Genomic DNA, 11,937 nt, shown 5'->3' on the forward strand with positions numbered 1-11,937 from the left:
ATGGTTAATTTTAATGAGCGCTAATGTTAATTAATTGAAATAAAAATATTACCGTGTACACTTTATGTGGACAAAACAAATGTAAAAGGACTATGAAATGAAAAAATACTCACCTTTATTTATTGGGCTCCTATTCAGCGGCTATACACAAGCTCAAGTTCCGCTTTTTGAAGTGCAATATATTAATGAGCCACAAAGCGTGGCCACACAAACAAGTAATCAATTACAGTTTGGCCAGCCTCTTTTTGAGCTCACAAATAGCACAAATACCTTTCTTTTACCTGTTAAAGGTAACGACATTGAATTTATAAAAAGTTCAACAAGTTTGTCAGCAACGGGAAGCTTAATTTGGATTGGTAAAAGTTTAGAAGATGACGAAATAACACTTATTAAATCTGCAAAAGGCATTTCGGGTACTGTAAAAGTAGGTGAACAGATATATAAATTACAACCAAATAGGCACTCTGGTCATAATTTCATTGAATTAGATCCCCAAAAGCAGCCAGCTGAACATGCTCCCGACTATAAACAGTCTAATAACTTGGAGTTTATGAGTGAACAAATTTTAACAGCTCAAAACACTCAATCGGTAATGGCTAACGAAACGCAAAGTAATATTAGTTTATTAGTTTTATATACCCCAGCAGCAGCTCAAAAATCAGGGGATATAAATAGCTTAATTGATCTTGCGATTGTTGAAACCAACCAAGGTTATCAAAACTCAGGCGTCAACGCAGTTGTTAGCATAGCCCACATGAGCCAAATTAATTATACTGAAGCTGCAAACTCAAGTACTGATTTAAATCGTTTAGCAGCTAAGAACGATGGTTATATGGATGAAGCACATACATTACGCGATCAATTCGGTGCAGATGTAGTTATATTAGTAAATGATGTCAATGGTTACTGTGGCCAGGCCAAAGCCATTGGCGCTAATGCTCAAAGCGCTTTTGCTATGGTCGATTATGATTGTGCGACAGGCTACTACTCCTTTGGTCATGAGATTGGGCACTTACAAGGCGCTCGCCATAATCCAGAAAACGATCCTTCAACAACTCCTTATTCATTTGGACATGGTTACCAACAACCTCAATCGCAATGGCGTTCAGTGATGGCATATAATTGTCCAGGTAATTGTACACGTATTAATTACTGGTCGAACCCTAATAAATCATACAATGGAGATGTAATGGGGACTTCGGCAGAACATGACAATGCCAGAGTGTTAAACTTAACTAACCCTATTATTGCAAACTTTAGATCTTCAACCCCCCCAATTCCTGGTGACAATGTACTCCAAAATAACCAAGCAATTATGGTTAATGGTGCAAAGAATAGCGAAAAATTATTTACATTTGTAGTACCAAGTGAAGCAACACAAGTTACTTTTAGAACATCAGGTGGTAGTGGTGATGCTGATATATATGTAAAATTTAACGAAACGGCATCCACAAATAATTTTGATTGTCGCCCATATAGAAATGGCAATAATGAGAGCTGCAGTGATACTCGCAGTGGAAATTACTCTGTCATGCTCAAAGGCTTTGATGCTTATAATAATGTAGAACTGGTCGCTAGTTACCAATAATAAGCAAGCTACATAAGCAGGCGTCGTAGTATGGCGACCTGCTTAAATTAAGCTAAAAAAATTTTATTTGCTATCACTCACGACAAGATTTAAATTTCACCTTAATATGAGCTCAATTTTATATTTTTAAACATTCTTTTAGGAGCGAGTATGAGCATTTGGCATCAACCAATTACATTAGAGTTTTGTAAGCAATTAGATCAAGGGATCACTGGCCAAGGCACGCTCATGAAGACCATGGGAATTGAAATCAGTGAAATTGGTGACGATTACTTAGTGGCCACTATGCCGGCAATTCCAGAGCATCATAACCCTATGGGTATAGTGCATGGTGGTGCCAATGTAGTGCTTGCTGAAACCGTAGCAAGTTATGCCGCTAACTTTGTAGTTGATTTCAGTCGATTTTATTGTGTTGGGCAAGAGATAAGCGCCAGTCACTTAAAAGCGTCACGCAACGGCACATTAACGGCTACCGCAAAAGCTTATCATATAGGTAAACGCAGCTCGGTTTGGGATATTAAAATAACCAATAGCCGCAATGAGCTTTGCTGCGTATCAAGAATGACCGCAGCAGTAGTCGAACGAAAAGGTTAAATTACTTTTCCAGAGGGTAAATAGTAACTTCTATGCCTGCGCCAATTGCAGATATGCGTAACAAGGTATCTGCATGTAGGGCCTGATTAAAACATTTTGGCGACGTACCCGACTCAAACCCCATATCAAAGGTTCTACGAGAACAACTTAACCATTGCTTTAATGCATTGCGTGAACACGACTCAATTAGCTCACATAAATGATTAATTGCTTTATCGGGTGTGGTTATTTCACCAGCTACTTCGATGCGTGCCAGTTGGCGGTATTCGTCTTTATCATAATGTAAAATGGTTGCGACCTTTTTTAAATCAGCAACTAATACGCTAATATCTTGCTTTGACTCAAGCTCGAGATCTACATTTAAAAATTGAATTTCCGACATTGTTTCGTATTTATCCTCTAATGGTTACCTTGCAAACTTTAACGCAGTTTTATCGTTATACCAAATCAACACCCTATAAATAGACACTTTATCAGTTAATACTCTTATTTTAGGATGTTATTGCGACTTACTATTAGCACTATTGTGCTGAAACTCAATTTGAATGCACTAGTGCGACATTTTGTCGCACCCACCCTGCCTACCATTCGCGTAAAATGTTTATTAAAAGTAATAAGATAAACACCTATGAAAAAAATATTTAAACCAGTACGTAAACTTCATAAATGGTTGGGCTACTTATTAGGTTTACAAATTTTAGCTTGGTTGCTTGGCGGTTTAATTATGAGCGCTATTCCGCTTGAAAAAGTACATGGTAATCACCTAGCAACACGCACCCTAACCAACCCCTTTAAAAGCCATGATTACGTCGCATCAATTGATGATATCGTATCCCAAGTAACCAACCCGACTAAAATAATCTTTACGCATTTTTTATCCACCCCACTTATAACTGTAACCAGTGCCGGTAACCAACAAAGTTTTAATGGCATTACCGGGCAACCATTTAAAGCACCTAACAAACAGCAAATAATTGCTAATGCACACGCACACTTACTTATTAATGCTCAACGAGTAAGCGCTGCTTTATTAGCTACAAGCCCACGAGAAAGCGGTTATAAAACAAATATATGGCAAGTGAAATTTAACGATACATTTAACACCACCCTCTATTTGTCATCAGACACAGGTAAAGTGATTACTGTTCGCAGTGATATTTGGCGAGTGTTTGACTTCTTTTGGATGCTACACATTATGGATTACGATGAGCGCGAGGATTTTAACAACCCGTTACTCATTAGCTTTGCTGCCAGCAGTGTGTTTTTTAGTTTTACTGGTTTTATTTTATTACTGCAAAACATCCGATTAAGAACAAGAAAACGTAAGCTATCCTGAGTTTTTAAGCAGGTTGTACAGAAAACTGATTTACCATTTAGGTTATTCTCTTTAAAATCGCGGCTCCTGTAGTTCACTAAAGTGATAGGATATGCCGCATTTTATTTTTGCGTTATTGCTTTGCGTTATCAGCTTTACTATTAATGCTGAGCAATTTACTCGTTTTTCCAGTGCTAAAAAACACTTAATTAAAACCTTACCAACCAATGCAAAAAGTATCTATTGTGGTTGCGACATAAAACGTAAAGGCAAAAAGTTAGTACCCGATGCAACCCATTGTGGTTATGTGCCACGCAACACATTTACCCGTTCAGGTAACGTGAACCAACGCGCTCTGCGAATAGAATGGGAACATATTGTACCCGCTTGGGAGTTCGGTCATCAGTTACAATGCTGGCAAGATGGTGGACGTAAAAATTGCCGTAAAGTAAGTGCAAAGTTTCGCATGATGGAAGCTGATATTAACAATTTAGCTCCCGCAATCGGTGAAATTAACGCTGATCGTTCAAACTATCGCTTTGGCATGTTAGCCCAAAATGCTAATCAATATGGTCGCTGTGAGGTTAAGGTTAATTTTAAACAACGCGTTATAGAGCCTCCGGTTTATGCACGTAAACGTATTGCCGATGCATACGCTTACATGCAAAAAACTTATGGTTTAAAAATATCAAATCAACAACAAAAGCTGTTTAATGCGTGGCAACAACAAGCTTATGCCGCAAAAACCGACAGTAAAAAGCTGTAACTTATGTTTATAATGCTTGGTGTGGTCCAAATATTTCGTAATGAATATTCGAGCTCTGTACACCTAAGTCAAGTAGTTGGCCTTTTACATAAGCCATAAATGAAGCTGGTCCACACAAATAAAATGCCCCTTCGCTAATAGGCAGTGATGCTTCAAGCACAGATAAATCCATAAGACCTGTGTAATCACATCCCCCACCACCTTGATTAAACCAGGTTAAGGTTTTTAGTTGTGGATGCATAGCCGTTTGCTGAGCTAGGTAGTCTTTAAATGAATACTCCAAGCTATTTTCACACGCGTGTAAGTAACTAATCGCTTGATTAGTATTGTCGCTCAATAGCGTTTGCAGCATAGCCATCATTGGGGTTTGGCCAACACCTGCAGAAATAAGCACAACGGGGCTTGTTGCATCTTTCAAAAAGAAATCACCTGCTGGTGGGTATAGCTCTACTCGTGCGCCCTGCTCTAGTGAGTGTAAATAGTTAGACACCACGCCAGGCTGTGGTTGGCACTCTTTTTTAACGCTAATACGATAGTTTTTAGCATTGCTCTTTTGCGAAATAGAATACTGGCGGATCTCTTCATATTCTGCCCCCTCAGGCTTAACTTTAATGCCAAGATATTGTCCTGGCTTGTGGGAAATAACAGCTTTGCCGTCTAAAGGTGTGAGGATAAAGCTGGTTACAAATTCAGACTCAACATGTTTATGAGTAATTTCAAACTTCCGTGTACCTACCCAGCCACCATGATTATTTTTACTGTGTGTATACAACGCTGCTTCTTCGGTAATACAAATATCAGCCAGTAGGTTATAAGCTTCTCGCCATGCGTATTCAACATCAGCTGTAAACTGATCAGGAATAAGCTCTTTAAGTGTGCCGATCAAATGCGCCCCTACAATAGGGTAGTGTTCGGGTAAAATATTCAAGCTGGTATGCTTATGGTTAATTCTAGCTAATGCCTCTTTTAACACGGCTAAATTATCAATATTTTGCGCATACGCAGCCAAGGCATTAAATAATGCAAATTGCTGACGACCCGTTTCTTGGTTAGTCATATTAAAAATATGTTTAAGTTCCGGGTTATGGCTAAACATGCGCTTATAAAAATGATCGGTGACGGCTGTGCCCGCTTCTGCAAGTAATGGAGCTGTACTTTTTACAATCTCAATAGTTTTTTCAGATAACATTTTGGTTTCCTATGGGTGAACTAACCACGACGCCCATCAACACGACGCCGCGTTAATATAGGAGTGCAGTGAATTAAAAATAATAAAAAGGCCAGTAACCAAAGCACAGCACTGATCTGCCAAGCTAGGTGTGGCCCAATAAAAGACGGGAGAAAAGCACGAATAATTGCGGCACTAAACACCAATACAAATGCAAGATTCATAAAACCAGGAATACTAAGTGAGCGACCGGTATGTCCTAGTGATACCCGTGTCATCATGGCTAAAATCATCATGCCGATACCACCAATAGTGATAAAATGCAGCGCGTCTTTAAACAGTATTGCACTGCTATAAAAACTGATTGCCACTAACATTAAACCTATACCTAAAGCTAAATACGCAAAGTGTAACGACCATAATAATGGGACTTTTAGGACTTGCTTGTTCCACCAGCAAACACCGCGAACTAAATGCAAAAACGCTGCACTCATCACAACTAGTGCCGGGTTAATTACAGTGAAAAATAATTTACTAATAAAAAATAATGCTATCGCCAATACCGATAAGTATAAAATAGCTTTATCTATGTTTGGTGTGCGTACCTGCTTAGATAAGCCCAGCCCTTTGGCAGTAAAAAAGGGTAATACACGCCCAGCTACAACCCCCACCAACAAACTTATAACCAGTACTGCGGTATCAACCATTACAAGCGCTAGCTGCGTTTGGTTTTTTAGCACTAGTATTAAATACAACATATTGAGCGTACATAAAAATGAAAGAATAAATAAAAACAAGTAGTTGCGTTTACTGCTCGCTTTTATCAACATGCTGGCTAACACTATGATTACCGAGAGCCACCAAACAACTTGTAAAATCAGTACCGCATAAACATTAAACTGATCAATGCTAGGCACAACTACAAAAAAACTAAGCCGTGCACTAAGCCATATTAGGCTAAGCCACATCAATGGTTTACCGTTAATACTTGCAACACCGGTCCATGTTTGTGCTGCAGTAAGTAAAAAGCCAGCCACAACCACGCCCGCAAAACCAAATAACATTTCATGTGCATGCCACAAATTAGCAGGCATAACTAAATACCACTGTGCATCGCCACTTAAAATAAGTAACCAATAACCCACAGATAAACACGCTAGTGATCCACCAGCTAAAAAAAAGGGTCTAAATGCCAACATCCATAATGACCATTGTGATACCTGATGAAATGCGACCTGCGCTGGCATAGGTTCGGCTAAGTTTATGGGCTTCATTAGCGCACCTCCTGCCCCAGTCCATGCTGCGCCACACAGCGCAGTACGTAACTCACTTTGACAATCGCCGCGAGGACAATCGTGCTAATGTGTGCAAAAATTTGTACCGGTATAGAAAAGTAGCCTGCATAGGGATAACTTATTAACAACGTAATCAACACCCCAAATACGCTAATACATAGCATCTTATTTGCATGAGATAGCAAACGGTAATACAGAGAATTAGACTTCACTGAATAATTAACCTGTCCTAAAAAAATACTGCTCATAACAACCCCAATAACTGCTTTCGTTATTTTGTTATTACACAGACCATGCCAATTAAATAAACACTTTAAATTCAATGCATTATTTAATTTCACTTTACAAAAAGAGTCTTTATGACCTACTATAAAAACCAATTAAATACACTAACAGGTCATTTTGACATGAACCAGCAATTCAACCTGACTCAAGTTGCCTTGGAGCTTGCACAAAGCACCTTACATGCCCACAGTTTTGAGCAGCTCTTAGCCACAGTTGAACGTGTTATTCCAAGTGATGCTAGCGCTTTGTTAATTCGCCAAGGCGAGCAATTAAAGCCTTTAGCGATTAAAGGTTTAATGCCTGATAGCTTAGGCAGGCGCTTTAACATTGCAGAGCATCCTCGCCTTGATGCTATTTGTAATCACCGCTTGGCACTGCAATTTGCACATGACTGCCCGCTCCCAGACCCATATGACGGCTTACTACTAGCTAAAACGGGTGATATTCCAGTGCATGCCTGCTTAGGGTTACCGCTTTATGATAAAGATTCGCTGCTTGGTATTTTGACCTTTGATAGCCTAAACGCTGATGCGTTTGACGGCATTACCGCTGATACGCTTAATACCTTACAAACCTTGTGCAGTGCGCACTTTAAAACAGCCCTAGAGCTTGCCCATTACAAACAACATGCCCAGCACTCAAGTGAATTAGTACAAGCGTTAAACCGTGAGGCGCTCAAGCGTGATGGTGGTGAAATTATTGGCCAAAGCCCAGTAATACAAACCCTTAAAAACGAAATAAAGCTGGTTGCAGCCTCTAATTTTAGTGTATTAATTTTAGGTGATACTGGGGTCGGCAAAGAGTTGGTGGCGCGTAATATTCACTTGCATTCAGCACGCAAAGATCAGCCATTGATCCATTTAAATTGTGCATCACTGCCTGAAAACCTCGCCGAAAGTGAATTTTTTGGCCATGCAAAAGGCGCCTTTACGGGGGCACAAAATGCTCGCCAAGGTAAGTTTCAATTAGCCGATGGCGGTACCTTATTTTTGGATGAAATAGGCGAGCTACCACTGGCAATGCAAAGTAAATTATTACGGGTACTGCAAAGTGGCGAAGTACAAACCGTTGGTGAAGACGAACTTAAATATGTTGATGTTAGAGTGATTGCAGCCACTAACCGTGACTTGAAACACGAAGTAGAACAGGGGCGATTTCGCGCCGACTTATATCATCGCCTAAGTGTGTACCCGTTAAGCGTAGCGCCTTTAAAAGCCCGTGATGAAGATGTTATTTTATTAGCCGGTTATTTTTTGGAAAAAACAGCTCGCAAGCTTGCGATTAAACAGCTAAAACTCAGCATTGAAACGCAATTACTGCTAAAAAAATATGACTGGCCTGGCAATGTAAGAGAGCTGGAACATGTTATTAATCGCGCCGCATTAAAAGCTAAACAGCATCAATGGCAGCAGCCAATTATTACTATTGAGCCAGAGCATTGCGAGCTAAATTTAAACGCTATTAACACCTTAGATCTTGAACACTCAAACCAGCTTGCAACCACACCTTTAACAAACAACATTTCGTTAAAACAAGCCACCGATACTTACACTCAGCAGCTTATTATACAGCAACTTAAACAACATAATTATAACTGGGCAAGCACAGCGCGAAGTTTACAGGTCGACCGCGCTAACTTAACGCGGCTAGCCAAGCGCTTGGGTATTTCTATAAAAAAGTCGTTGTAGCTTTTTTAACTTAATTTACGCTGCTTAAAATAGGTTTTTAATAACTGACTAAACGCTTGCACTTTCGCAGTACGATGCACTAAATGGTGCGTCACTAACCATAAGTCAGTAGGCCAACTTAGTTCGTTAGGTAATACAGGCACTAAATCAGAGTATTGCGCTGCAACATCATGTTGTAATCCGCCAATCCCTAGCCCCTTAACGATGGCGCGAGTAGCCTCTGAGGTTTCTGATACTCTAAGTTTAACTTGCGACGAGGGAATATTTTCATCAACCCACGCAAAATAAGGCACTTTGCCATTATAACCCGCGACTCCTGATACAAAATTATGCACCGAGAGTTGTGCTAACGTTTGTGGCAAGCCATAACGATTTATGTAATGTTTTGAAGCATAAAATCCTGACGAGAGTGCCGCTAAATGCTGAGCAATATAATCACCTTCATCCGGCCTGGGCCCTGCTCTTACAGCGATATGTGCTTGGCCATGGTCTAAGCGCAAACGCTTTTGATCCATAATCACTTGTAATTGCACTTGCGGATGCAAGGTCTGAAACTGCTCACATACCTCACTTAATACATCTATAAAACCACTCACAGTGGTAAGTAACAAGCTACCTTGTAAGGTACTATCTGCTGCAATTATGTCACTGTGTAAGCGTTCTAGCTCACCATTAATTGCTTGTGCTGTGGTAAATAACTTAGCGCCAATCTCTGTGACTTTGTAGCCACGAGCATGTCGGTGGAATAATCGCGCATCTAAGCTTTTCTCTAAGTTATTTATTCGCCTGAGCACCGTACTGTGATGAATATCTAGTGCTTCGGCAGCTGCAGTTAAAGTGCCTAAACGCGCCACCTCATAAGCAACCTTAAGATCTTGCCAATCATCAAATTGAATTGCCATAGTAACCACTTTTTAAATTGTGCATATACGCACACAAGTTTTGCGTTTATTTGGCTTTTCTGCAAGCAATTATTTGTTAAAGTCACTGCTGTACACAATCAACATTAGGATCAGCTCATGACTACACCAAAAATTATTGCCCTAGCAGGTAGCTTACGTAAAGACAGCTTTAATCAAAAACTTATTAATGAAGCAGCTCGTTTTGCACTAGAAAGTGGCGCTGAAGTGGAAGTGATCAAACTCGCAGACTTAGCCATACCTATGTTTGATGAAGATTTAGAAGCACAAGGCACACCGGCCGGCGTACAACAATTAAAAGACAAGCTGCGCACAGCAGATGGTATTTTACTGGCCAGCCCAGAATATAATGGTTCTATCACCGCAGTGTTAAAAAATGCCATTGATTGGGCGTCGCGCACCGAACAAGGTGCAGAGCCTGCATTTGCAAATAAAGTAACCGCTTTATATGCAGCATCACCGGGTGGACTTGGCGGCTTACGTGGGTTGAATCACGTGCGTGATATTTTATCTGGCATTGGCAGCTTAGTATTAGCTAACCAACTGGCAGTACCGGCTATTCATACTTTATTAGACGAAAATGGCCGTATTAACGACCCCGCTACCGCTGAAAAAGTGGCCGGCCTTGCACAGCAGTTAGTTAGCGTAGCGAGTAAGCTAAAATAAGCAGCGGCTATAACTTTGTTGCTGCAAGCTTTGCAGCAATAAAGTCTTCATGGGTAACATACAACAAGTTTGCAACACGACGAATAACGTACTCTTCTTGAGGATCAAGTTCACCATCCGCGTACGCCAAGCGCCAAAGTAGCTCAACTATATCAATACGTTGCTGTGCACTGCATTGATTATTAATTTGCTTAGAAAATTGAAAATAATCAATGGCATCATCTAAACTTGAGCTTGCTTGTTCGGTTAACTCATCTACTGCTTCATCAGTTAAATCAAAATATTTTTTTAATGTCAGACTTAGCGTATGTTGTTCATCTGCCTGTAAATCGTTATCCGCTCGCATTACTTCAATTAATAACGCTGCAACCGCTGTTTTTAAATCATGTTGTTCAATATCATAATCTTGCTGATCAATACTCGAAAAAAGCTGTTTAATTTGCTTGAACATCACATTTCCCCTTTTTGGGTGTTAGACTTATATAATAACGGGTGTAATAGATATGCTGATCACACTACCCAATATCAAGATGGAGTTAAAGGTTTATGAGTAGAAAAGCTAATCATTATCTATATGGAAGTATTAGCTGGGTGTTTTTAACAGCATGTTTGAATGTGTCGGCAGAACAAACTGAAATGCAGCGGCTATATGACTTTGATGAAAAGGTGCATTACAAACAAACTCAAATAGACACTAACAACTATCATCTAGAGATCCAATCTGATGACTACCCACATTTTAAAAACCAAAGTGTGTTTTTATTGCGCCACGCTAACCGCTTATGTCGCGATAACCCTTTTATGTTAAAAGTAACCGAAGGGGTGCAAGAGTATGAACGTTTTCCAACTAAACCACGCGCTTATCAGCCACCACTGAGTGTATTTGTGCAGTGTGAAATACCCGCAGAAAAAACCTCAAAAAAATAACCCCTCTTTACTTTTCAGTAAGCCACTGAGTATTAAAACAGCCAGTGGCTTTACTGACGCTGAGTTTAGTTAACGCTATATCCCCACGGCGCAGCCGGTGGTGTGATAGGCTTAGTTAAATCAAAGTCAACGCGGAATTCGCGACCTTGGCGAATGAGTCGGTAAGTAAACTTTTCAGGATAAATATACATTTGCCATGTATTGCCTACCGATTGTGGTATGCCTTGGCTAACAAATAACTCTTTTGAATACTGATCAGCAGGGAATGACTGCATGTTAGCAAAACCCGCATCAAGCGTATGACCACCATACATAGTAGACACATCATCGCTGCCATCTTGATGGCGGTGATCGTGCTTTAAACTCAACCCACTGCCTGTTTTAGTAATGATCCACGTACGTGAGGCATCATCACCCACATGAAACGGCACTTGTAGCTCACGTTCATTACACTTACGCACATGCATAACTAATTTTTTATCGGCAAATGAACTCGGCCCTGTGGCATTATCAACCGTTACTTTACCTTCAAAAGCTTTACCACAATGGGCAGCAATGTTATCAAAAAAGCCATCATGGCTTGGAATTGATACTAAAGGTGCTGGGCGTGCTATTGCAGCGGTTGATGCAAGCATTAGTGCTGCAGCTGTTAATAATTTCATAATGTATCCCTAAATAAAATTTTAGCTTAGGCTAATGGTTTAATGGACATAAAGAAAACAATT

13 protein-coding genes are annotated in these 11,937 nt (G+C 40.1%); 7 read left to right on the forward strand and 6 right to left on the reverse strand.

Annotated elements, in window-relative coordinates:
- The first annotated feature begins 97 nt into the window (after positions 1–97).
- A complete protein-coding gene (locus FLM54_RS14760) occupies positions 98–1,588 on the forward strand; it encodes a M12 family metallo-peptidase (RefSeq protein ID WP_178956744.1) in 1,491 nt (496 codons plus the stop codon).
- Between the two features lie 150 nt (positions 1,589–1,738).
- Entirely contained in the window at positions 1,739–2,182 is a 444-nt protein-coding gene (locus tag FLM54_RS14765) for a PaaI family thioesterase (protein ID WP_138608368.1), read from the forward strand.
- 1 nt (position 2,183) lies between these two features.
- Here FLM54_RS14765 and FLM54_RS14770 read toward each other — a convergent pair whose 3' ends face one another.
- Positions 2,184–2,564, reverse strand: a complete 381-nt coding sequence (locus tag FLM54_RS14770) for a hypothetical protein (RefSeq protein WP_008114170.1) — start codon at positions 2,562–2,564, stop codon at positions 2,184–2,186.
- A gap of 246 nt (positions 2,565–2,810) precedes the next feature.
- Here FLM54_RS14770 and FLM54_RS14775 point away from each other — a divergent pair, with 246 nt between their 5' ends.
- Both FLM54_RS14775 and FLM54_RS14780 read left to right on the forward strand, forming a co-directional pair.
- Complete coding sequence (locus tag FLM54_RS14775; protein ID WP_178956745.1) at positions 2,811–3,518, forward strand: hypothetical protein; 708 nt, start codon at positions 2,811–2,813, stop codon at positions 3,516–3,518.
- A 91-nt stretch (positions 3,519–3,609) separates the two neighbouring features.
- Entirely contained in the window at positions 3,610–4,263 is a 654-nt protein-coding gene (locus tag FLM54_RS14780) for an endonuclease (RefSeq protein ID WP_138608372.1), read from the forward strand.
- 7 nt (positions 4,264–4,270) lie between these two features.
- Here the strand turns inward: FLM54_RS14780 and hmpA are convergent, their stop codons facing one another.
- Entirely contained in the window at positions 4,271–5,452 is a 1,182-nt protein-coding gene (gene hmpA / locus FLM54_RS14785) for an NO-inducible flavohemoprotein (protein ID WP_138608374.1), read from the reverse strand.
- Positions 5,453–5,472: 20 nt separating this feature from the next.
- A complete protein-coding gene (locus tag FLM54_RS14790) occupies positions 5,473–6,705 on the reverse strand; it encodes an NnrS family protein (protein ID WP_178956746.1) in 1,233 nt (410 codons plus the stop codon).
- Between the two features lie 428 nt (positions 6,706–7,133).
- Here FLM54_RS14790 and norR point away from each other — a divergent pair, with 428 nt between their 5' ends.
- On the forward strand, positions 7,134–8,699 hold the full coding sequence (gene norR, locus FLM54_RS14795; RefSeq protein ID WP_178956874.1) for a nitric oxide reductase transcriptional regulator NorR: 1,566 nt from the start codon (positions 7,134–7,136) through the stop codon (positions 8,697–8,699).
- Between the two features lie 5 nt (positions 8,700–8,704).
- On the opposite strand, the gene FLM54_RS14800 is transcribed toward norR, so the two are convergent.
- Positions 8,705–9,601 (reverse strand): LysR family transcriptional regulator, encoded by an 897-nt coding sequence (locus FLM54_RS14800; RefSeq protein WP_178956747.1) that lies wholly within the window; start codon positions 9,599–9,601, stop codon positions 8,705–8,707.
- A gap of 117 nt (positions 9,602–9,718) precedes the next feature.
- Here FLM54_RS14800 and FLM54_RS14805 point away from each other — a divergent pair, with 117 nt between their 5' ends.
- Complete coding sequence (locus tag FLM54_RS14805) at positions 9,719–10,285, forward strand: NADPH-dependent FMN reductase (RefSeq protein WP_138608382.1); 567 nt, start codon at positions 9,719–9,721, stop codon at positions 10,283–10,285.
- Between the two features lie 7 nt (positions 10,286–10,292).
- Here the strand turns inward: FLM54_RS14805 and FLM54_RS14810 are convergent, their stop codons facing one another.
- Entirely contained in the window at positions 10,293–10,736 is a 444-nt protein-coding gene (locus tag FLM54_RS14810) for a TerB family tellurite resistance protein (RefSeq protein WP_138608384.1), read from the reverse strand.
- Positions 10,737–10,831: 95 nt separating this feature from the next.
- Between FLM54_RS14810 and FLM54_RS14815 the strand changes: the two genes are divergently transcribed.
- Entirely contained in the window at positions 10,832–11,212 is a 381-nt protein-coding gene (locus FLM54_RS14815; protein ID WP_138608386.1) for a hypothetical protein, read from the forward strand.
- Positions 11,213–11,277: 65 nt separating this feature from the next.
- On the opposite strand, the gene FLM54_RS14820 is transcribed toward FLM54_RS14815, so the two are convergent.
- Positions 11,278–11,874: a hypothetical protein gene (locus FLM54_RS14820; protein ID WP_178956748.1), complete on the reverse strand. Its 597-nt coding sequence runs from the start codon at positions 11,872–11,874 to the stop codon at positions 11,278–11,280.
- Positions 11,875–11,937: the final 63 nt, after the last annotated feature.

The sequence above is a fragment of the Pseudoalteromonas sp. Scap25 genome (genome assembly GCF_013394125.1).
Classification (GTDB): Bacteria; Pseudomonadota; Gammaproteobacteria; order Enterobacterales; family Alteromonadaceae; genus Pseudoalteromonas.

What these genes read in the sequence shown, in the direction of transcription:
- FLM54_RS14790 (WP_178956746.1), bottom strand. Translation starts at nt 6,705, where the DNA reads ATGAAGCCCATAAACTTAGCCGAACCTATGCCAGCGCAGGTCGCATTT.
- FLM54_RS14765 (WP_138608368.1), top strand. Translation starts at nt 1,739, where the DNA reads ATGAGCATTTGGCATCAACCAATTACATTAGAGTTTTGTAAGCAATTA.
- FLM54_RS14800 (WP_178956747.1), bottom strand. Translation starts at nt 9,601, where the DNA reads ATGGCAATTCAATTTGATGATTGGCAAGATCTTAAGGTTGCTTATGAG.
- FLM54_RS14805 (WP_138608382.1), top strand. Translation starts at nt 9,719, where the DNA reads ATGACTACACCAAAAATTATTGCCCTAGCAGGTAGCTTACGTAAAGAC.
- FLM54_RS14780 (WP_138608372.1), top strand. Translation starts at nt 3,610, where the DNA reads ATGCCGCATTTTATTTTTGCGTTATTGCTTTGCGTTATCAGCTTTACT.
- FLM54_RS14770 (WP_008114170.1), bottom strand. Translation starts at nt 2,564, where the DNA reads ATGTCGGAAATTCAATTTTTAAATGTAGATCTCGAGCTTGAGTCAAAG.
- norR (WP_178956874.1), top strand. Translation starts at nt 7,134, where the DNA reads ATGAACCAGCAATTCAACCTGACTCAAGTTGCCTTGGAGCTTGCACAA.
- FLM54_RS14760 (WP_178956744.1), top strand. Translation starts at nt 98, where the DNA reads ATGAAAAAATACTCACCTTTATTTATTGGGCTCCTATTCAGCGGCTAT.
- FLM54_RS14815 (WP_138608386.1), top strand. Translation starts at nt 10,832, where the DNA reads ATGAGTAGAAAAGCTAATCATTATCTATATGGAAGTATTAGCTGGGTG.
- hmpA (WP_138608374.1), bottom strand. Translation starts at nt 5,452, where the DNA reads ATGTTATCTGAAAAAACTATTGAGATTGTAAAAAGTACAGCTCCATTA.
- FLM54_RS14820 (WP_178956748.1), bottom strand. Translation starts at nt 11,874, where the DNA reads ATGAAATTATTAACAGCTGCAGCACTAATGCTTGCATCAACCGCTGCA.
- FLM54_RS14775 (WP_178956745.1), top strand. Translation starts at nt 2,811, where the DNA reads ATGAAAAAAATATTTAAACCAGTACGTAAACTTCATAAATGGTTGGGC.
- FLM54_RS14810 (WP_138608384.1), bottom strand. Translation starts at nt 10,736, where the DNA reads ATGTTCAAGCAAATTAAACAGCTTTTTTCGAGTATTGATCAGCAAGAT.